The sequence below is a fragment of the Bacillus sp. FSL L8-0193 genome (assembly GCF_037976065.1).
GTDB classification, from domain to species: domain Bacteria; phylum Bacillota; class Bacilli; order Bacillales; family Bacillaceae; genus Bacillus; species Bacillus paralicheniformis.
Window position 1 is genome coordinate 1123401 of record NZ_CP150261.1, and the last position, 18950, is coordinate 1142350.

23 protein-coding genes are annotated in these 18950 nt (G+C 46.5%); 11 read left to right on the forward strand and 12 right to left on the reverse strand.

The window, feature by feature from the left end; genetic code table 11:
- Positions 1-8: 8 nt before the first annotated feature.
- The 3 genes from MHH76_RS05570 to MHH76_RS05580 all read right to left on the reverse strand — a co-directional run bounded on the left by MHH76_RS05570 (position 9) and on the right by MHH76_RS05580 (position 1173).
- Positions 9-632: an NAD(P)H-binding protein gene (locus tag MHH76_RS05570; protein WP_025811778.1), complete on the reverse strand. Its 624-nt coding sequence runs from the start codon at positions 630-632 to the stop codon at positions 9-11.
- A gap of 23 nt (positions 633-655) precedes the next feature.
- Positions 656-799, reverse strand: a complete 144-nt coding sequence (locus MHH76_RS05575) for a hypothetical protein (RefSeq protein WP_165688282.1) — start codon at positions 797-799, stop codon at positions 656-658.
- A 170-nt stretch (positions 800-969) separates the two neighbouring features.
- Positions 970-1173: an alpha/beta-type small acid-soluble spore protein gene (locus MHH76_RS05580; protein ID WP_026579969.1), complete on the reverse strand. Its 204-nt coding sequence runs from the start codon at positions 1171-1173 to the stop codon at positions 970-972.
- A gap of 232 nt (positions 1174-1405) precedes the next feature.
- Here MHH76_RS05580 and MHH76_RS05585 point away from each other — a divergent pair, with 232 nt between their 5' ends.
- Positions 1406-1630: a hypothetical protein gene (locus tag MHH76_RS05585; RefSeq protein WP_020450771.1), complete on the forward strand. Its 225-nt coding sequence runs from the start codon at positions 1406-1408 to the stop codon at positions 1628-1630.
- Positions 1631-1680: 50 nt separating this feature from the next.
- On the opposite strand, the gene ugpC is transcribed toward MHH76_RS05585, so the two are convergent.
- The 5 genes from ugpC to MHH76_RS05610 all read right to left on the reverse strand — a co-directional run bounded on the left by ugpC (position 1681) and on the right by MHH76_RS05610 (position 6606).
- Entirely contained in the window at positions 1681-2787 is a 1107-nt protein-coding gene (ugpC, locus tag MHH76_RS05590; RefSeq protein ID WP_023856547.1) for a sn-glycerol-3-phosphate ABC transporter ATP-binding protein UgpC, read from the reverse strand.
- Positions 2788-2902: 115 nt separating this feature from the next.
- On the reverse strand, positions 2903-3784 hold the full coding sequence (locus MHH76_RS05595; protein ID WP_043054257.1) for a helix-turn-helix domain-containing protein: 882 nt from the start codon (positions 3782-3784) through the stop codon (positions 2903-2905).
- Positions 3785-3802: 18 nt separating this feature from the next.
- Positions 3803-4021 carry a YheE family protein gene (locus MHH76_RS05600; protein ID WP_171866274.1) on the reverse strand — a complete coding sequence of 73 codons (219 nt, stop codon included), beginning with the start codon at positions 4019-4021 and terminating at the stop codon, positions 3803-3805.
- Positions 4022-4165: 144 nt separating this feature from the next.
- The gene (locus MHH76_RS05605) at positions 4166-5524 is read right to left on the reverse strand and encodes a YheC/YheD family protein (RefSeq protein ID WP_043054258.1); all 1359 of its coding nucleotides are present in this window, start codon (positions 5522-5524) and stop codon (positions 4166-4168) included.
- The gene (locus tag MHH76_RS05610) at positions 5521-6606 is read right to left on the reverse strand and encodes a YheC/YheD family protein (RefSeq protein WP_020450775.1); all 1086 of its coding nucleotides are present in this window, start codon (positions 6604-6606) and stop codon (positions 5521-5523) included. Before MHH76_RS05610 ends, MHH76_RS05605 begins: the two co-directional genes overlap by 4 nt.
- 329 nt (positions 6607-6935) lie before the next feature.
- Here MHH76_RS05610 and MHH76_RS05615 point away from each other — a divergent pair, with 329 nt between their 5' ends.
- The 4 genes from MHH76_RS05615 (at position 6936) to MHH76_RS05630 (ending at position 11501) form a co-directional block, all read left to right on the forward strand.
- Positions 6936-8066, forward strand: coding sequence for a DUF445 family protein (locus MHH76_RS05615; protein ID WP_043054259.1), 1131 nt, complete (start codon positions 6936-6938; stop codon positions 8064-8066).
- A gap of 122 nt (positions 8067-8188) precedes the next feature.
- Positions 8189-8542, forward strand: coding sequence for a YlbF family regulator (locus tag MHH76_RS05620; protein ID WP_016886435.1), 354 nt, complete (start codon positions 8189-8191; stop codon positions 8540-8542).
- A gap of 446 nt (positions 8543-8988) precedes the next feature.
- On the forward strand, positions 8989-9852 hold the full coding sequence (locus MHH76_RS05625; RefSeq protein WP_043054260.1) for a Cof-type HAD-IIB family hydrolase: 864 nt from the start codon (positions 8989-8991) through the stop codon (positions 9850-9852).
- A 143-nt stretch (positions 9853-9995) separates the two neighbouring features.
- Positions 9996-11501, forward strand: a complete 1506-nt coding sequence (locus MHH76_RS05630) for a coproporphyrinogen III oxidase (RefSeq protein WP_020450779.1) — start codon at positions 9996-9998, stop codon at positions 11499-11501.
- Between the two features lie 79 nt (positions 11502-11580).
- Here MHH76_RS05630 and MHH76_RS05635 read toward each other — a convergent pair whose 3' ends face one another.
- The 3 genes from MHH76_RS05635 to MHH76_RS05645 all read right to left on the reverse strand — a co-directional run bounded on the left by MHH76_RS05635 (position 11581) and on the right by MHH76_RS05645 (position 13689).
- The gene (locus MHH76_RS05635; RefSeq protein ID WP_043054261.1) at positions 11581-12792 is read right to left on the reverse strand and encodes a cation:proton antiporter; all 1212 of its coding nucleotides are present in this window, start codon (positions 12790-12792) and stop codon (positions 11581-11583) included.
- 6 nt (positions 12793-12798) lie between these two features.
- Positions 12799-13296, reverse strand: coding sequence for a cation:proton antiporter regulatory subunit (locus MHH76_RS05640; RefSeq protein WP_023856548.1), 498 nt, complete (start codon positions 13294-13296; stop codon positions 12799-12801).
- 63 nt (positions 13297-13359) lie between these two features.
- On the reverse strand, positions 13360-13689 hold the full coding sequence (locus tag MHH76_RS05645; RefSeq protein WP_020450782.1) for a hypothetical protein: 330 nt from the start codon (positions 13687-13689) through the stop codon (positions 13360-13362).
- A gap of 200 nt (positions 13690-13889) precedes the next feature.
- Here MHH76_RS05645 and MHH76_RS05650 point away from each other — a divergent pair, with 200 nt between their 5' ends.
- The 4 genes from MHH76_RS05650 (at position 13890) to MHH76_RS05665 (ending at position 16321) form a co-directional block, all read left to right on the forward strand.
- Positions 13890-14666 (forward strand): enoyl-CoA hydratase, encoded by a 777-nt coding sequence (locus tag MHH76_RS05650; protein ID WP_020450783.1) that lies wholly within the window; start codon positions 13890-13892, stop codon positions 14664-14666.
- Positions 14667-14792: 126 nt separating this feature from the next.
- On the forward strand, positions 14793-15911 hold the full coding sequence (locus MHH76_RS05655) for a Rap family tetratricopeptide repeat protein (RefSeq protein WP_020450784.1): 1119 nt from the start codon (positions 14793-14795) through the stop codon (positions 15909-15911).
- Positions 15901-16038: a hypothetical protein gene (locus MHH76_RS05660; protein ID WP_023856549.1), complete on the forward strand. Its 138-nt coding sequence runs from the start codon at positions 15901-15903 to the stop codon at positions 16036-16038. Before MHH76_RS05655 ends, MHH76_RS05660 begins: the two co-directional genes overlap by 11 nt.
- Before the next feature lie 4 nt (positions 16039-16042).
- Positions 16043-16321 carry a hypothetical protein gene (locus MHH76_RS05665; protein ID WP_020450785.1) on the forward strand — a complete coding sequence of 93 codons (279 nt, stop codon included), beginning with the start codon at positions 16043-16045 and terminating at the stop codon, positions 16319-16321.
- A 72-nt stretch (positions 16322-16393) separates the two neighbouring features.
- On the opposite strand, the gene MHH76_RS05670 is transcribed toward MHH76_RS05665, so the two are convergent.
- Positions 16394-16579 carry a YhzD family protein gene (locus tag MHH76_RS05670; RefSeq protein WP_020450786.1) on the reverse strand — a complete coding sequence of 62 codons (186 nt, stop codon included), beginning with the start codon at positions 16577-16579 and terminating at the stop codon, positions 16394-16396.
- A gap of 117 nt (positions 16580-16696) precedes the next feature.
- Between MHH76_RS05670 and MHH76_RS05675 the strand changes: the two genes are divergently transcribed.
- Both MHH76_RS05675 and MHH76_RS05680 read left to right on the forward strand, forming a co-directional pair.
- Positions 16697-17593: an ABC transporter ATP-binding protein gene (locus tag MHH76_RS05675; protein WP_020450787.1), complete on the forward strand. Its 897-nt coding sequence runs from the start codon at positions 16697-16699 to the stop codon at positions 17591-17593.
- Positions 17586-18854, forward strand: a complete 1269-nt coding sequence (locus MHH76_RS05680; RefSeq protein ID WP_020450788.1) for an ABC transporter permease — start codon at positions 17586-17588, stop codon at positions 18852-18854. The genes MHH76_RS05675 and MHH76_RS05680 overlap by 8 nt, the downstream gene beginning before the upstream one ends.
- The last annotated feature ends 96 nt before the right edge of the window (positions 18855-18950 follow it).

The window sequence follows — 18950 nt, forward strand, 5'->3', positions numbered from 1 at the left end:
CCCCGGCTTTAATAAGCAAGCCCCACCCTTGCCTTGACAAACTGGTCTGATTCAAGCTGTTTGAAAAGAAAATGGGCGGTGTCGCCGGTCGATATTTCTTTTCCGCCGTCCGGCAGAACATCCTGTTCAAAACGGTATGTCTTCAATGCCGGCCCGTCGGGGAGATATGTCGGGCAGACGATCGTCCAATCCAATTCAGACTCGCGGAGACGTTCGTACACACGGGCATGTTCTTGCGCTGCGCGCGCCGAGCGCCGTTTTGATTCGTTTGTTTCAAAGCGGTAAAGGTCCGGGTTCTGCCTCGCGTTTAAAATACCGGCCGTTCCGATTGTAATCAGCCGTTTAATCCGATGTGCGTTCATGGCATTTATCATATGTTCGATGGAGACGGTCAATGTATCGTCTCCATCTGTGTTTAAACAGCTGACAACGATATCCGAATCTTTTATTAAAGACTCGACGTCATGCTGGTTCCTGGCGTTCCCTGTAAGCGCTTGGCAGCATTTATCCGGAATGCGGGCGCCTTCCGTCCTCCTAACAAGTGCGTAAACGGAATAACGCCCATCCTCTTCAACAAAATTGAGAAAGGCCTGTCCGACACGGCCTGTACCTCCAAAAAGCGCAATTTTCAACATAATCACTCCCATCGGATCTATCATACGTCAGATCGTCCGGAAGAAAAAGCCCCGCGAAAGCAAAAAATTCCATGATAAGGGCGGACATTTGAGACATACTCATTCAATAGAGAAATCCCGACAAATTGAATCAATTCCCAATTGATGCTCAACATCAGCTGCATGCCGACTCCTCCTTTATATCAGCATATGAAAAAAGGAGAAGCGGGTGCGGGCTTTCATAAGATATGCCAGAGGTGCGGGCCGCCGCCCCGGCAATGAATGTGAAAGTTTGTCGACACGCTAAAGAAGGTGCAGGATATGCACCTTCTGTTATCCATGAATATGAAGTTGTTTAAAATTGTTGACCGCCGATAGATGCTTGAGCTTGGGAAACTAAACGTTTTGTAATTTCTCCGCCGACAGAACCGTTTGCACGGGAAGTCGTGTCAGCGCCGAGGTTTACGCCGAATTCAGAAGCAATTTCGAATTTCATTTGTTCGATCGCTTGAGCTGCTCCTGGGACAACCAGTTGATTTGAAGAATTTTGATTAGCCATTTGTATCAAACTCCTTTATAAAAATGGTATGGTTGGGCTGACTGGAGTTGCACCAGCTGCCGGCTTTCACCAAAAGAAAACCGCTGCCTTCTCGGCTAAAGCCCAATGTTGGTTTGTACTACGTATTATGGTGGATTCGATAAAATAAATGCGTGCTTCAATCTGGTAAATGTTGAAAGGCGAAAAGGCCGGGAATGGGGCAAGCTAAGGAAAAAAGCAGGAGATGAAGCAGATGATGTGTCCAGTGTGCAATGGGATTCTCGTCCAGACAAGGCATTGTCCGAAGTGCGGCGGGGAAATGGCGGACGCGGGGAGAGCAACCGATTTTTTCGGTCCGTACAGTCCGTATATGGAGTTCGATTCATTTAAACAAACGCAAACCGTATGCGTTCATTTATATACTTGCCAGGACTGTACTTATGAAGAAACCGTTGAAATTGAAACGACCGAAGCATAGCAGCACGGAGGGCCGCAGCATGCTTCGGTCATGGAGAGTGTTTAAATCCGCTATTCTTCAGAACGGATGCGAAGCTCCGTTTCTTTATCAAAGAAGTGGGCTTTATTCATGTCCAGCGCAAGAGGAAGCGTATCGCCGGCCTGGACGTCGGTTCTTGAGTCGACTCTGGCGATGAACGGCTGCGTGCCGGCTTGCGAATAAAGCATCGTTTCGGCGCCCATCAGCTCAGCTACCTCAATTTTCGCATCGATTTTTGAGTCTTTTGACGCTTCAATGAAAACAGGCTCGTCATGGATATCCTCAGGTCTGATTCCCATGATGATTTCCTTGCCGGCATAGCCCTGGCTGCGCAGAACTTTCATTTTTCCTTCCGGCACGCGAACCGAAACGCCGTCAAATGTAAACAAGTCTTCTTTTAGAGTGCCGGTGAAAAAGTTCATTGCGGGAGAACCGATAAAGCCGCCGACAAACACGTTTTCCGGATTTTCATAGACTTCCTTCGGCGCGCCGACCTGCTGGATGATTCCGTCTTTCATGACGACGAGCCGCGTAGCCATCGTCATCGCTTCAGTCTGGTCGTGGGTGACATAGATGGTCGTCGTCTGCAGGCGCTGATGAAGCTTTGTGATTTCGGCGCGCATTTGTACGCGCAATTTGGCATCAAGGTTTGATAACGGTTCATCCATCAGAAACACCTTTGCGTCCCGAACGATTGCCCGGCCTAAGGCAACGCGCTGGCGCTGTCCGCCGGAAAGCGCTTTTGGCTTTCTGTCCAAATATTGTTCAAGGCCCAGAATTTTGGCCGCTTCATGGACGCGCCGTTTGATTTCATCCTTCGGAAACTTCCTCAGCTTTAAGCCGAAAGCCATATTGTCATAGACGTTCATGTGCGGATAAAGGGCATAGTTTTGGAATACCATCGCAATGTCGCGGTCCTTGGGAGCGACATCATTCATCCGTTTCCCGTCGATTGTGAATTCGCCATCCGTAATTTCCTCAAGTCCTGCGATCATTCTGAGCGTTGTCGACTTGCCGCAGCCTGACGGTCCGACAAAGACGATAAATTCCTTATCATCGATATGAAGATTAAAATTATCCACAGCCGTGACTTTGTTGTCATACACTTTGTATATCCGATCGAGCACGAGTTCCGCCATTTTTTCTCCCCCTCTTTTATGTAAGCGCTTTATCTGGTCTTAGTTTATAAAAAACGGCAGGTCGGTGTAAATGGACATGGTGCACAATTTCTTTTCGTGCAAGTTGCTAAAGCCGCTAAAGGAGATACATCATCAAATAAACAGCGGCTGCTTCTTCAAACTGTCTGATGTCAATCCCGGTCCGTTCGATGAATTTATCAATTCTGTACTGCAGGCTGTTTCGGTGGATAAACAAACGTTTTGCTGTAAGAGAGGCATTCAGGTTGCATCTCATATACGTTTTGATGGTCAGGGATGTCTCGGGATCAGACAGCGCCTCTCTTACGGCGTCCGAAAACGAAGAAGCATGAACCCGCTCGGGTTTTGCCGTCAAAAAAGACGGGAGACACTGGCAAAACGTGGCGACGTTTCCGATGTCACCCGCTTCCAGCATATAATGAAACATTTGTTTTTCAAAGCGGATTTTGCCTTGAAGCGATCCGTTGACTGGATGAAGCTGGCCGCTGAAAAACACAGGGTTTGCCATGAAATCGCTTGTCAGTGCATGCGCAAGCTCGGACAGCTCTTTTTTGGCGAGAAACGGCGAAGGATTTTCGTGGACGATGACAGCTTCGTGCCGGTCGTACCATACCACAAGCGGGTCTTTAAAAAAGCCGCTGACCGCTTCTTTGATCGCCTGTCTTTCTTCAGGTACATGCTCCATTTTAAAAAAATGTCCTTGCATCAGCTGAATGTTCCCTGGGTTTGGAAGGGGGGCATTGCGAAAAAAATATTGATGCCATTCTTTCTCCCGCTTTGTCAGCTGCTGTTCGGGACGCGGTTCTGAGAAAGGCCGGAACAGGCAATTGAGCAGCTCTTTTTCCCGGTCGGTGACCGCGTTTTTCAAAACGCCGAAGGTCTCGCCTTCGTCCGTTTGAAACCATAATGCATCGTGTTTTGAAACAGCCTCAGATACAATCATCCGTTCACCGTAAAGCGTCTTTAATTTCTCCAGCATACGACAACGTCCTTTTCTTTATTCGTAAATATGGAAGAGCATTAATTCATGAATTTCGCTTTTCAGGGAAGGCTCGTCATCGTGCGGGGGATAGGTGCTGCCCCACTCGATTTCCCCTGATTTATGATAGATTCCTTCATAGTGAATCCCTTTATGATAAAACGATATTTTCCAGCCGGGAAGCCTTTCTTTTTTAAACAGCGGCTTCCATTGAAAATGAGAAATCATAAACGCCACGCTCCTTCATTGATTTCAGGTGGGTCAAATCCAGCGAGCTGTCTACACGTTGATTTGTTATCATTGTATCTCATTCACAGAAAAGATCATAGATTCTTTTCAAGTGGAGCTTTTTCAAAAAAATACCGTGAAGAAGCAGGTTCTTCACGGCTTGAGGTCATGCCACATGTCCTCCGGATTAAGGATGGACTGTTCAGTTAAATAGGAAGCATATTCGAAGCTTCTTTTCTTCGTTAAGCTGCTGACAGATGCCAGACGGGGATGGGAGAAGATCCCCCTGCCGGGCCGGGAATTGGCTTCAAACAGCCACACTTTTCCCGAACGGTCCAATCCGAGGTCAAAGCCGATTTCCCCGATAAAACCGTCAAGCTTTTCGTCAAGGACCCGGCTGAGGAGGAGCGCCGCTTTTGTCAGTTTTTGCAGAGTGTGAAGCCTTTCCTGAGGATCATCATATAGCTCTGCAAGCGTTTTGACGGCACCGCCGCTCGACATGTGGGTTGTAATTCCGTCTTTTCCAGCGATTTTGACCGCGATGGCTGTGACGGTCCATTGGCCTTTTCCGTTTTTGTTTGTATGAACCCTGAAGTCTGCCGGATGATGATCCACTTCGATCCGTTCGATGCCCTGCTGGGCGAGATAAGAAGTATGTTTGTGCAGTCTCTGCCATTCATCTAAACATTCAGCAGCGGACGAATAAGATGTGACGCCTTCGGCATGTCTGGCGAGAATTCCGTTTTCTTCCCGTTTTGAAAGCTGGAGTATGCCTTTGCCCAAACTGCCCCCGGCGGGCTTTACATAAATGAAGCCGTATTGACCGATCATGTCTTCGATTTTACCAGCATCGGGCTCCAATGCCGAAAATGGAAGCAATTCCGCTGTCCTCTCGTCTTGCTGCAGACATTTATAGATCTCCCATTTGTTAAAGAAGCCCGGGTTGAACCACGGAATCCGGTATTCATCCATAAGGCGGGTTTTTGTTTCCCGCAGAGCGGCGGATTCTTCCGCTTTGCGGTTCGGCAGTCTGTCGTAAACGACGTTGGGAAGGGGGACTGTGGCCTCCTCCCAGCCGTTTTCCCTGAAAATGAGAGCCTGCACTGTACCTTCTTCCCAATCTATCTGGTGCGCTCCGAACAGATAGCTGTAGCCTCCTGCCGGGAGATCCATCGTCAAAAGCTTCGAAAAAAATAAAGACCTCCCTCTGACAGGGTCCAGCTGCGATTTTGTAAAACCGGCCGTAAAAATCCCGATTAAAGGTCCGATATAGACGGTATTGTCGCGGAAAATCAGGGAGGCTTTGCCGCGGTACGGAATCTGCAGGTTTTTGTACAGATTTTCAGATAATAAAACGGTGCGCTTCAAATGGCTGTCAAATGAGACGTGGCAACGTTCAACACTTGTACCGAAAGCTGCGAATAACAAACCGTCCTGTTTAAAAGAAGCGGGCAGGAGCATCGTGTTTTCGCTCGTCTGGTGGATGCCGACGGTCAGCGGTTGACCGGTCATCTTTTCTCAGCCCCTTTCGCGCCGGCTGAAGCCGTTAAGAATGAGCAGTACTCCAAAGGACCTTTATACAAAAGCTCCCTTTTTTCAGGAGAGTGCTTAATAAAAGCGTGCTTTCCGGGCTTTGAATTGACATCCAGAAGCCAGACTTTTCCGTCTTTCGTCAGGCAGATATCAAGGCCGAGCTCGAATAATGGTCCGTGATTTGATTCAAGCACCAGGGGTACGGCCTGCGCCATTGTCTCTAAATCATCGAGAAGGACGGCCTGGCGTTTTTTCGGCACGGATAAAAGCCAGCTGTCAAAGCTCACCGCCTCTGAGCCCCCGGCCAGGTTTGCAAGCAGTCCGTGCTGATAGCTCCGCCTTACCGTTTTGCCGGCTGTTTCCCATTCTCCACTGCCGTTTTTCTGAAGCAGCAGCCTGATATCGCACGGAAAACCGTCTTTGTCTTGAATATCGAGGAACGATTGCAGCAAATAGCGGTGCTGAAGAACTTTCTGACACCACGTTTCAAATGAAGCCTGTTTCGAAAATGACTTCAGCTGTTTGTGTTTTCCGGTTTGGTAGGCGGCCTTGACCGTTTTTCCCGTAAGCTCGAGGTGAATGATGCCGCGGCCTCCTGATCCGGATGCAGGCTTCAAGATGCACGCTTTTTCTTTTGCAAGCTTGCGCAGGATATCCTGGGCGTTTTCTGCAATCGATGTGGCAGGAAGGTAGGACTTGATGACGGGATCGGCATTCAATGCTTTGAAAACCGTCCATTTGTCAGGAAGTCCGAGTCCTAAAAATGTTGTTTTAGGATACTTTTTGAGCCATTCGACAATCGGTTTTGCTTTTTTCGATTGCTGATCTCTGCCGTAAAAGCAGCGGTCATAGATCAATTCCGGGATTTCTCTTTCAATTTCATTCCACTGTCCTGACTTCGGGTGAAAGGAGAGCCCTTTCACAAGCAGGGAACCGGGGGAAATATCCAGGGGCGTGAAACGGATAAACCGGATTCCATAGTCCGAAGCCATTTTGGCCAGTTCTTCGGCATAGGCTTTTTCATGTTCGTGTGACAGCGACATAAATCCAAGCGTCATCATGATTATACCTCCTTCATGAAAAACAAGGCTTAACAGGCTGAGACTGTCAAACTTCGGGCAAACTTTAATATATAGACTTCTGTTTCATGATACGCTTGAGATTGCAGAAATAGGCTTTTGTAAATTGGAAATGATTAAAAATTTTAGAGCGCCCTTCATACAATTGCCATCTGACCCATTGTATTTTGAAGCGGCTTGCTCCATTCCGTTATTTGCCCGTCTTTTATTCAGCTACTATAATAACGTTAGGCAAGACGGTGAGGATCGACCATAAGGCCCACGCTGTGCAGCTAAGATGTCAGGTAAAAAGGAAGGCAGTTGAAAAGAACATGTATGTATTTGGGGTTTTTGCCGTTATGATTGCAGTCGGTGCACTTATCGGCGCTGTAACGAACCATTTTGCGATTAAAATGCTTTTTCGCCCATATAAAGCCGTCTACATATTTGGAAAGCGGGTTCCTTTTACACCCGGATTAATTCCGAAAAGGCGCGATGAATTGGCGAGACAGATGGGACAGATGGTCACAGGCCATCTGCTGACAACAGAAGGGATCAAAAAAAGGCTTGCATCCGATGCGGTTAAAAGCCAGGCGGTGCAGGTTGGGGAGCGGATCTTGGCGCACCTCTCGCAATCAACGGCCACCGTTGAAGAAGCATTGGAAAGCATCGGAATTTCAAATCCCGCCCAAAAAGCGGATCGGGCGGTATCCAGATGGACGGATGAGAAGCTGTCCGCATTGTTAGAGGCACATGAAAATGAACCGCTCAAAGAGCTTATCCCTCTTGAGGCCCAGAAAAAGCTGAAAGAGAAAATTCCGATGGTGTCCGGCTATATTTTAAGCCGGGCTGTCACCTACTTTGAAAGCGGCGAAGGAAAGGAACGCCTCGGACATATGATTGACGATTTTTTGAAGGAACGGGGCATGCTCGGCAGCATGGTGCAGATGTTTTTAGGCAACAGCAGTCTGGTTGACCGCGTTCAGCCGGAGATTGTGAAGTTTTTAAAGAACGGCGAGACCGCGCGTCTTTTAACGGATCTGCTTGAAAACGAATGGGACAAGCTGAAAGAATATACGTTCAAGGAAGCGGATGACAAATGGAATCTCAAATCTCTCATTTTCGATTTGAAGGAAAAGCTTTTGAAACGATTCTCGCTTCAGCCGTTTTTCGAAAAAACGATCGGCTCCTCTATTGCCAGTGTTGAGCGGAAGATCGCTTTGCGCCTGCCGCAGATTGCCGACCGGCTTCTCGAAGAGGCGGGCCGCCGCCTGGATCAAGTGCTCAAGCAGCTGGAGCTCGAGCAAATCGTCAAGGAACAGGTGGACAACTTCCCTGTTGAACGTCTTGAAGAAATGGTGCTGTCCATTTCCAGGCGGGAGTTCAAAATGATCACGTATTTAGGCGGTCTGCTTGGCGGAATTATCGGAGCCGTGCAAGCCATCTTTGTAATTTTGATCTGAGGCTGAAGACGGCCTGTTCAAACGGAATTATCGTATAACTGTGAAAAACGCTCCATAGTTTGTTATAGTGGAGTGGTGCCGATTCCATAAGAAGAATACAGGCAGGAAAGGAGCGGATCAGGATGACGGTCAATTTACATGACTCGGCTTATGACTTGGGGCAAGCCTTGCGACAAAGCGATGAATATTCCCGATTGAAAAATCTTTATGATGAGGTGAATGGCGACCCATCTGCTAAAAAGATGTTTGATAACTTTCGCGATATTCAAATGAACCTTCAGCAAAAACAGATGAACGGCGAAGACATCACACAGGAAGAAGTCGAACAAGCGCAAAAATCCGTGGCGCTCGTCCAGCAGCATGATAAAATCTCGCAGCTGATGGAAGCGGAACAGCGGATGAGCATGCTGATTGCTGAATTAAACAAAATCATCATGAAGCCTTTGGAAGAGCTTTACGGAAACCCAGAGAGCTGATAAAAAATCCCCCCTTGTCAAGGCAAGAGGGGATTTTTTCACTAAGTGAACAAATAACGTTCATAAAGATTTAAAAAAAGACTTGTCAATTCATGAAATAGTTGCGATAATATTAAATGTAAGTGCTTTCATTTTTTGCCGGGATACGATCATGAAAAACGGACTGGCGGCAAAATGATAAGGGGTATAGAGGAAATTAACAGACTGAAAGCACGTCTGCTGGTCAAATAAAGGGGTTATCAATATACGGTGAATTGAACGAAAGGGGCGTTGAATTCACTGTTTTGAATATGAGGGAGAATCATGATCGTATCCACAAGATGCGAAGTAAAAAGTCTGTGAAAACAGGCTTTTTTAGTATGTGCATCAAGAGGGCTGTTCTAAAAAAAAGGATCGGGACATATCCTCTATAACAGATTCAGTCATCAAAGAAGGGGGACCTCCTGGTGTCAAAACAAATGCTTGCGCTGAATATAGACGGAACGCTGCTTCGGACAAACGGACGGCTTCATCCCGCAACGAAGGAAGCGATCGAATATGCAAAGAAGAAAGGTGTATATGTTACGCTTGTGACGAATAGACATTTTCGCTCAGCTCAAAAAATCGCCAAATCTTTAAAGCTGGATACGAAGCTGATTACGCACAGCGGAGCCATCATAGCGGACAAAATCGACGATCCTTTATTAGAAAAAAGGATTTCCGAAGAACAGACATTTAACCTTGTTCAAATACTGGAAAGCTATGATTGCAATATCAGAATCCTCCATGAAAAATATTCGATTGGAAACCGGAAAAAAACGAATTCAAACCTGCTGGGGAAAACGATGATTCACCCGTCTGACCCGATTTTTTATCCCGTCCAGTTTGTCGATTCGCTGAGCGACATGCTGATGGATGAACCGGTCAGCGCACCGGTGATCGAGGTTTATTGCTCAACAGGACAGTCCGAAGAAATCAGGCAGACGATCACAAATGCATTTCCTCTCGTCGACATCGTTGGAGCGGGGGAAAAAATGCTGATTGTCCATAAAGGGGTTTCCAAAGAAGCAGGCTTGACGATGCTCGCCGCCGACCTCGGTCTAAAAATGGAAGATGTCGTTGCGATCGGCCATGAAATCGACGACCTCCCGATGATCGAGCTTGCCGGACTCGGAGTCGCAATGGGCAATGCTCCTCAGAAAGTCAAACAAAAAGCGGATTGGGTGACGCGCTCCAATGATGAACAGGGCGTCGCTTATATGATTAAAGAATACTTCAGAATGCAGCAAAGTAAAGGGTTTCTTAAAAAATTCCATATTAAAAAAGTCTGATTCTGATAGAATCCCCGCTTTCAACTCGAATGCGGGGATTATTCATTCATCGCTGCCACGTAGGAATGTTTGTTTCCCGGATTGATTTTGGCCATTTATTTTTGTACACTAAAGAAAGTTTTGAAACGAAAAAGGTGATGACATTGCGCATTTATATAGAAGGGCTCCAAGATGAAAGGTTCCAGAGACCGCTTGAGCATATAGCCAACTTATTCTTTGAAGAAAGCGAAGTCGCTTTTGGCGAAGAAGCGCCGGCAGACCTTGCGATCGTTCTCGGCTACGACCGGGAAGAGAACGGCGTCAAGGCTTCGGGTATGATAAAAGATACGGACATTAGAGCGGAATATGCCAAAAACATTGACCCCAAACTGACGGAAAAGGAAGCGTTTAAGCAGGTGAAAAATACCGTTTCCTACGTTTTTTTGAGCATGCTTCAGGAGCATACCGGAATCATTCAGAAATGGGGGATTCTCACCGGTGTTCGTCCGACAAAGCTGCTTCATAAAAAGCTGGAGAGCGGCATGCCAAAGGAAGAGGCACATGCCGAGCTGAAACGGGATTATTTAATTCACGACGAAAAAATCGAACTGATGCAAAACATCATTGACCGTCAGCTGAAAGCGGTACCCGATTTGTATGAGCTGAGTCAAGAAGTCAGCATTTACATCGGCATCCCGTTTTGTCCGACGAAGTGCGCCTACTGTACGTTTCCGGCGTATGCGATCAGAGGACAAGCCGGACGGGTCGGCTCATTTTTGTGGGGGCTTCACTATGAGATGCAAAAAATCGGCGAATGGCTCAAGGAGAACGATGTCAGAATAACGACCGTGTATTTCGGCGGCGGAACGCCGACAAGCATTACCGCTGAAGAAATGGATCTATTGTATGAAGAAATGTACCGTTCATTTCCCGATGTAAAAAACATCCGCGAGGTCACAGTTGAGGCTGGACGGCCCGATACGATCACAGAGGAAAAGCTCGCAGTCTTAAAAAAATGGAATATCGACCGAATTAGCATTAATCCGCAGTCTTACGAGAATGAAACGCTGAAAGCGATCGGACGCCACCATACGGTCGAAGAAACGATCGAAAAGTATCATCTGTCGCGAAATGCCGGCATGTCGAACATCAATATGGATTTGATCATCGGCCTTCCGGGCGAAGGGGTAAAAGAATTCAGAAACTCTCTTTCCGAAACCGAAAAATTAATGCCCGAATCATTGACCGTCCATACGCTGTCATTTAAGCGCGCGTCTGAAATGACGAAAAACAAGCATAAGTATAAGGTGGCTGACCGCGAGGAGATTGTCGCGATGATGGATGACGCTGTCTCGTGGACGAAACAGCACGGCTACCATCCCTACTATTTGTACAGGCAGAAAAACATTCTCGGCAACCTGGAGAATATAGGCTATTCCCTTCCCGGCCAGGAAAGCATCTATAACATCATGATCATGGAGGAAAAACAGACGATTATCGGGATCGGCTGCGGAGCTGCGAGCAAATTCGTCGATCCGGAAACGGGAAAGATCACACACTTCTCCAACCCGAAAGACCCGAAAACGTACAATGACAGATTTGAACACTATACAGAAGAAAAGCTTCGCTACCTGTCCGGGCTTTTTGACAAGAATGCCAAAGGCAGTTAAAAGGTTCGGTTTAAAACGGGACAGTCCCTGGGCAAAACGAAAGGAGACTTCGCCAATCCTGGCGAAGTCTCCTTTTCTGTCATCCACTTTGTTTTGTTTTGAATTTTTTCCACTTAAATATTTTGTTCAGCATTTGAAAAATCCGTTTTGATTCTTTTGTCAAAAGCGGCCCCAAAATTGCCAGGATCAGTACGTACAAAGCGGCAAACGGCTTTAATGTAACCGAAAGTCCGCCGGCGATTCCGAGGTTGGCGACAATGATCGAAAACTCGCCTCGTGAGACAATCGTTAAGCCTATATTGGATGAAGCTTTATGAGAAAGTCCGGCCCTTCTGCCTGCGATCATGCCGGCGATAAAGTTCCCGGCCAAGGTAAGGATGACAGCGCCGATTGAAAGCCATACCGCATCTCCCAGTGTAAACGGGTCGATGCTCAATCCGAAGCTGAAGAAAAACATTGCACCGAAGAAATCGCGAAACGGCACAACCAAATGCTCGATCCGGCTTGCATGTTCTGTCTCGGAAAACACGAGTCCGAGAAGCAGGGCGCCGATTGCTTCGGCAACGTGAATCGTTTCCGAAAAGCCGGCGACAAAGAACAGCAGCGCAAAGATCACGATAATAAAGACTTCGTTTGAACGGATATCAAACAGCCGATTTAACAATTTTGGCAGCTTCCTGGCAACGATAAAGAACAATATCATGTAGCCAAAAGCGATCAAAATCGAAAGCAGCGCCGATCCGACTGAAGTTGAGTCACCTAGGACGAGCCCCGAGACGACGGATAAATAAACGGCGAGAAAAATATCTTCGAACATAATGATTCCGAGAATCAGTTCGGTTTCCGGATTCGCTGTTCTCTTTAGGTCGACAAGTACTTTGGCGACAATCGCACTCGAAGAAATCGTAATAACCCCGGCGATGATCAGTACTTCGAGAAACTCGAAGCCCGCGATGAACCCGAACATGAGGCCTAAACTGAAGTTGATCAGAATATAAATGCTTCCTCCGACGGCGATGGACCGTCCTGATTTAATAAGCTTTCCGATCGAAAATTCTAGTCCGAGATAAAACAGTAAAAACAAGACGCCCATTCTGCCGAAAAAGGCGATGATCTCCGAGCTCTCGATAAACTTCAAGTTGATGATACCGATCGTCGGAGCGTGCGGGCCTACGATCATCCCCAGAACAATTAAAAAGGGAATGATCGAGAATTTAATCCGATTCGCAATTAAGGCAGCAATCGCGACAAGCAAGAGTGCGGTGCCGATTTCAAATACTAGATGATCCAAAGAGCATCACCCTTCCTTTCGGGAAAGAAAAGCCTGCTTCATTTCCTTGAGGTTTTTTCTTTCACCGGACAGGACGAGTGTATCATTTTCATCAAGAACGGAATCCGCACCGGGATTCAAGAATTTTTCCTGATTCTTTTTAATGATCGCGATGACAGTGACGCCGTAGTTTTGCCTGACGTCGATTTCACCGAGAGTTTTGCCGACGGCATTTGCTCCTTTTTCGACTTTGAACCACTCGATGATCAGGTCGTTAAACGCCATTTCAATCGATTCAAGCGCCTGCGGCTTATAGACCATTCCGCCGAGGATGGCGGCGATCTGCCTTGCTTCGCCGTCATCAAGCGAGATGTTGGTCACGATTTCATCGGGATCTTCGTCGTCAAAACGATAGATTTCTCTTCTTCCGTCATCATGAACGACAATCGTCATTTTTTCATGGTTTCTCGTTTCTATTTCAAATTTTTTGCCGATACCCGGCAGATCATTTTCTTTAATATTCAATCATATCCCTCCAAAATAAATTTCCCCATTCGGCTGAAAAGTTATGCAGGTAAAAAAGGAAAATCAGGAGAGGTAATTAGATTGGTATTTCACAGGAATAGCGCAAGTTTTTTTAAGAATTAATTCATTTGATTGAACCTCGAATCGAGGAATGAAATGAGTGTAGAAACGTGCGTCAAAGACAGAAATATTTGCGGCTTTTCCTGGATGGTTAAGAAAGCTTTTTGTAAAAGGGGAGGGGTTCACTGCATGTGTCTCAAACTTTGAGGTGTTTAGAGACATATGATATTCCGCTTCGGGATCACAAACAGGGTTTTGCTCCTGATCGGCGAATGGTACTGTTAACATGCATAAACTAAGCATCAACGTCAAAAATGATTTAATTACGCTCATCCCCCTTTCCTCACATGCTTTCTATAAATAACTATATATAAACAAAGAAAATCATTCAACTAAAAAGGCTTATTTCAGTATCAATTGATCTTGAAATTGAAAATCATTCAGCTGATTTTCACATGAAAAAAGGTATTGAAAATAAAAGGTGGAATTAATTAAGCTAATATCTTACAAAATCGTATTCACGGAGGTGCAAGATGGAGTATATCAAATGGAAAGACGAAGACGGGATTTTTGAAATTGTGCTGAATCGCTCTGAGGCGTACAATGCCTTGAATGAAAAAATGCTTGAAGAACTGAATGAAGCTTTGCGTATTGCAGAGGAAAGCGAATCGCTGCTTCTCCTTGTGAGAGGCAGCGGCAAAGGATTTTCGGCAGGCGGAGACATTAAGATGATGCTGTCTTCCGGAGATCAAGACAGCTCTGCCCGCGTCATTGACACAATTTCTGAAATTGCGGTGAAGCTTTACAGCATGCCGAAGATGACGACAGCGGCTGTCCACGGGGCGGCCGCAGGTCTGGGATTGAGCCTCGCGCTCAGCTGCGACCATGTGCTGGTCGAAAAAGAGGCGAAGCTGGCGATGAATTTTATCGGCATCGGGCTTGTTCCCGACGGAGGCGGACACTTCTTTTTAGAGCGGAGAATCGGTGAAGCTGCGGCCAAAGAATTGATTTGGAGCGGGAAACAATTGACGGGGGCCGAAGCGCACGAACTTCGGATCGCAGACGCTGTATTCAGCGGGGACTCCGGCCGTTTTGCGCGCATCTATCTTGAAAAGCTTCTGCACGCTCCGCTGGCAGCGATGATTGAGACAAAAAAGATCTATCAGGCGCTGAATGGCGGTAGGCTGCAGAAAACGCTTGAACTCGAGAAAGCGGCCCAAATGAAAATGAGGCTGACAAGCGACCATCAGGAAGGAATCCGCGCATTTTTAGAAAAGCGCCAGCCGCAATTTAACCGTCAGCAAGTATAACAAGAGGGCCCGACAGGAAATTGACCTTGGGAAATGATGTGCAGAAGCAATTGTAAAAAAATTTAAGTTTCTATAAAATGATTCATAAGGACACAGGTCTGTACGAAGTCTTGGGAGGCGGGGAAATTGAAACAGAAGATTCCATCTGAATACGTTGCTAGTAAGCTGAATGATTGGTACAACGCCATTCGGAAAAATCAGATCGCCGCCAGTGAATCATTGAAAGCGGAAATTTTAAATGATTTTCAAGACATGGAAGAAAATCAGGACGTCCTGCTCTACTATTCGCTGCTCGAATTCAGGCATAAGCTGATGCTCAGCTATTTGAAACCACAAAAGACTGAAAATATTGAAAAAAACCTCCGCGACTTAGAAGAGAAAAAGGACCAAATGACAGGTTTACTAAACTATTATTACTGGTTTTTTAAAGGGATGTATGAGTTCAAACAAAAGCGGTTTGTCAAAGCAATCGGCTGCTATAAAACGGCTGAACAAAAAGTCAGCGCCTTGGAAGACGAGGTTGAAAAAGCGGAATTTTATTATAAGCTGGCGGAAATCTACTATTATATCAGCCAGAGATATTTATCGATCAACTATGCGACGCTCGCTTCCGACATTTTTAACCGGTATGAGACGCTAAAAGAAAAAAAGATTTTCTGCGATTTTATCATTGCCGGCAATTGGGTTGAATCGATGACATACGGACCAGCGCTGAAAAGCCTGGCCAACGCGCTTGAAGACGCCGCGAAAATCAAAAACAGCCATTTGACGGCAGCCGCTCATTTTAATTTGGGAAATTGCTATTTCCATCAAGAATTGTACCGGGAAGCCTCAGATCATATGGAGAGCGCCCTTTCCATTTTTGAACAGGAAAGTTCATCATATATTCCAAAAGTGCTGTACAACTTAATGTACGTCCGTCTAAAACAGGGAAATCATGTCGGAGCGGCCGACTGTTATGAAAAAGGCATCCGAAGTGCGGCATCGCTCGGAGATGAAGAACACGCGGCCAAGCTTAACATTCTATCCGGGCTGTATTTGGACGGCGGGGATCGGAAAGCCGTGGAAATCGGATTTGATTATTTGGAGTCAAACCATTTATATGCCGCTGTTGAAGAGCTGGCTTTAGACGCAGCCCAGTACTATAATCAAATGGAGCGGCTTGAAGATGCCATTTTTTACTATGAGAAGTGCGCTCAGGCAAGACGAAAAATCAAAAGGGGAGATGCGTTGTATGAAAGCTAAACTGTTGTTCGTCGCGGTGTCGCTGGCTGTTGTGTTAACGTCTTCAGGCTTTTTGGCAGATGTGGGAAAAGCTCCTTCCTTGTACGCGGACAAAATGATCACGACTGACAAGGAGGCCCGAGTTTAAGAACATGATTTCATCTGAGAATGAGCGGGCTGACGCAGCGAAAGAATGGACGATGTATATTACAGTTTCTTGCCTTTTCATCCTGATCGTCTCTGTGATTTGTTTTTTCGCTCCGGCCTACAGCTTGCAGGATCTGCTGTTTCGACTGTTTGATGCCGTCATCATCTGTGTGCTGGCGGTCAATGGCCTTTATTTTCTGCGAAAAAATAAAGGCGTCGCTTGCTTATCGTTTTTACTCTGTTTCATCAACATGGGACTGCTCATTGTTATGATGATCCACTAGTGTTTGGCGGATTAAAGGGCAGGCGGCAGCGGGAGACCTTCCCCAAAAGAGCCGCCTTGCCCCGTATTTTAGTCAGCTCCGGAAAACAATGATTTTACCGGACGAATGTACTACCCGGTGTGTATGCTCCAAAAATTGCTTTTCCTTCAGCATTCCTCTTCCTTTCTCTTTCGCTTCTTCATCATCGGCCGCTTCAAATCGCTCATTCAAAAGCGTTTCTCCACCAGTATCGAAAACGGTTACATAATAACTTTCCATTTCTCTTCCCCTTTCTCAAAATATGATCTATTTGTTTAAAATTATATAAAAATCAAAAAAATCCTTTTTAAAATGGTATGACTAACGTATGATTGTAAATTGGAAGGAGGAGTTATTATGCTCAAAATCGATCACGTCACGAAAAAGTTCGGTTCATTTACAGCTGTAAACGATCTGACGCTGGAGATTCCAGACAAGCAAATGTTCGGTCTGCTCGGCGCCAACGGAGCAGGGAAAACGACGACATTCCGAATGATATTAGGCCTTTTGAATGCGACAGAGGGTACTGTCACATGGAAAGGACAGCCGATTAACTACGGTATCACAAACAGCATCGGCTACTTGCCCGAAGAGCGCGGACTGTATCCGAAGCTGAAGGTGAAAGATCAGCTCGTATACCTTGGCCGCCTGAAAGGCATGACAAAGCAAAATGCGCTCAAGGAAATGGAGAAGTGGCTCGAACGGTTCCATATTACGGAATACGCCGACAAAAAGGTTGAGGAGCTCTCCAAAGGGAACCAGCAAAAAATTCAATTCATCACGGCCGTGCTGCACAAGCCGGAGCTTTTGATTCTCGACGAGCCGTTCAGCGGTCTCGATCCGGTGAATGTCGAGCTATTAAAAGACGCGGTCATTTCTTTGAAAGACGACGGCACTTCGATTGTATTTTCAAGCCACAGAATGGAGCATGTCGAAGAGCTGTGCGAACACGTCTGCATTTTGCAGCGCGGGACGCCTGTCGTTCAAGGGAAATTAAAAGAAATCAAACGTTCTTTTGGCAGAAAGAATGTCACGATTCACGCAGACGGCGACTTGAGCTTCTTGAAAGAGGCGGACGGTATCGTCAAATGGCGGGATCATTCCGAAGGAGTCCGCCTGCAGGTCGAAAATGAAGAAGTCTCTCAAGAGCTGTTTACAATGCTTCAAGGACGCGGGTTTATCAGAAAATTTGAACTTGAAGAGCCTTCTTTACATGATATTTTCGTCGAAAAGGTAGGTGCCCGTTATGAATAAGTTTTGGATTGTTCTTTTTCATACATATCTCAGCAAGCTGAAAACAAAGTCGTTCATCATTTCAACGGTGATCACGCTTGCGCTTGTCGTGCTCGTCACAAATCTGGGATCGATTATTTCCATGTTTGATGACGGCGGAGAGGGTGATAAAATCGCCGTCATTGACCGTTCAAATCAGCTGTACGACACGTTTGCCCAGCAAGTGAAAGCACTCGACACTGATGAAGCGCTGGAAGTCGAAAAAGCGGATAAACCGGAAAAAGAGCTTGAAAAAGACGTCAGAGACGAAAAGCTTGAAGGCATTTTAATCCTGGACAGAGATAAAAAAGGCGTGCTGAAGGGAACGTATAAAGCGCTCGAAATCGCTGATTCCACAGCTGTCTCCACGATTGAACAGGCGCTCTCACAAGCAAAGGTTGCCGTTGGAACGGCTGAATTGAACGTACCACAGGAAAAGCTGAGTGAACTGTTTACACCGGTAAAAGTCAACAGTGTCGCCTTGAAAGAAGGAGCGAAAACCGAGGAAGAGCTTCAAAAGGCGACAGGACTTGTATATGTTGTGCTGTTTGTCATCTATTTTTCGGTTTTGACGTACGCGTCAATGATCGCGACAGAAGTTGCGACGGAAAAGTCTTCCCGCGTGATGGAAATTTTAATTTCCAGCGTGCCGCCTGTCCAGCAAATGTTCGCCAAACTGTTCGGCGTCGCTCTGTTGGGATTGACACAGATTGCCGCACTGTTTCTTGTCGGCTATCTTTCGCTCCAGTCCAGCCAGGAAAAGGGAGGGGATGCAGCCGATATGATTAAAGGATTTCTTGACATTTCCGGCGTACCTACTGCAACGCTTGTGTACGCGGCCATTTTCTTGATGCTCGGCTACTTCCTCTACGCAACTCTTGCGGCATTTCTCGGAAGCGTCGTCAGCCGGATTGAAGATGTTCAGCAGATGATTTCGCCGATGATTCTGCTGGTCGTCGCAGGATTCGTAATTGCCATGGTCGGGCTAAGCACACCGGATTCAACGTTCATTACCGTTACTTCATTCATTCCGTTCTTTGCGCCGATGATCATGTTCCTCAGAGTCGGCGTGCTTGATATTCCGTTTTGGGAAGCGGCACTCGGCATCGGCATTACCGCACTCACCATTGTGATTCTCGCCGTCATCGGGGCGAGGGTGTATAAAGGCGGCGTGCTCATGTACACGAGCGGCGGCGGATTGAAAAATATCAAACAGGCGCTTCGTCTGTCGAAAGATCGATAATGAAAGAGAAAAGCAGCTTGAAAGAAAAGCTGCTTTTTTCGTGCAAAGAGTAGAACGTGCATTCGCTTTCAACCCGTGATAAAATGGGAGCAGAAT

Bases quoted from the DNA above. Each gene is read 5' to 3' on its own strand.
- MHH76_RS05575 (WP_165688282.1), bottom strand. From the start codon at position 799: ATGCAGCTGATGTTGAGCATCAATTGGGAATTGATTCAATTTGTCGGG.
- MHH76_RS05580 (WP_026579969.1), bottom strand. From the start codon at position 1,173: ATGGCTAATCAAAATTCTTCAAATCAACTGGTTGTCCCAGGAGCAGCT.
- MHH76_RS05585 (WP_020450771.1), top strand. From the start codon at position 1,406: ATGATGTGTCCAGTGTGCAATGGGATTCTCGTCCAGACAAGGCATTGT.
- ugpC (WP_023856547.1), bottom strand. From the start codon at position 2,787: ATGGCGGAACTCGTGCTCGATCGGATATACAAAGTGTATGACAACAAA.
- MHH76_RS05595 (WP_043054257.1), bottom strand. From the start codon at position 3,784: ATGCTGGAGAAATTAAAGACGCTTTACGGTGAACGGATGATTGTATCT.
- MHH76_RS05605 (WP_043054258.1), bottom strand. From the start codon at position 5,524: ATGACCGGTCAACCGCTGACCGTCGGCATCCACCAGACGAGCGAAAAC.
- MHH76_RS05610 (WP_020450775.1), bottom strand. From the start codon at position 6,606: ATGATGACGCTTGGATTTATGTCGCTGTCACACGAACATGAAAAAGCC.
- MHH76_RS05615 (WP_043054259.1), top strand. From the start codon at position 6,936: ATGTATGTATTTGGGGTTTTTGCCGTTATGATTGCAGTCGGTGCACTT.
- MHH76_RS05620 (WP_016886435.1), top strand. From the start codon at position 8,189: ATGACGGTCAATTTACATGACTCGGCTTATGACTTGGGGCAAGCCTTG.
- MHH76_RS05645 (WP_020450782.1), bottom strand. From the start codon at position 13,689: ATGAGCGTAATTAAATCATTTTTGACGTTGATGCTTAGTTTATGCATG.
- MHH76_RS05650 (WP_020450783.1), top strand. From the start codon at position 13,890: ATGGAGTATATCAAATGGAAAGACGAAGACGGGATTTTTGAAATTGTG.
- MHH76_RS05660 (WP_023856549.1), top strand. From the start codon at position 15,901: ATGAAAGCTAAACTGTTGTTCGTCGCGGTGTCGCTGGCTGTTGTGTTA.
- MHH76_RS05665 (WP_020450785.1), top strand. From the start codon at position 16,043: ATGATTTCATCTGAGAATGAGCGGGCTGACGCAGCGAAAGAATGGACG.
- MHH76_RS05670 (WP_020450786.1), bottom strand. From the start codon at position 16,579: ATGGAAAGTTATTATGTAACCGTTTTCGATACTGGTGGAGAAACGCTT.
- MHH76_RS05675 (WP_020450787.1), top strand. From the start codon at position 16,697: ATGCTCAAAATCGATCACGTCACGAAAAAGTTCGGTTCATTTACAGCT.
- MHH76_RS05680 (WP_020450788.1), top strand. From the start codon at position 17,586: ATGAATAAGTTTTGGATTGTTCTTTTTCATACATATCTCAGCAAGCTG.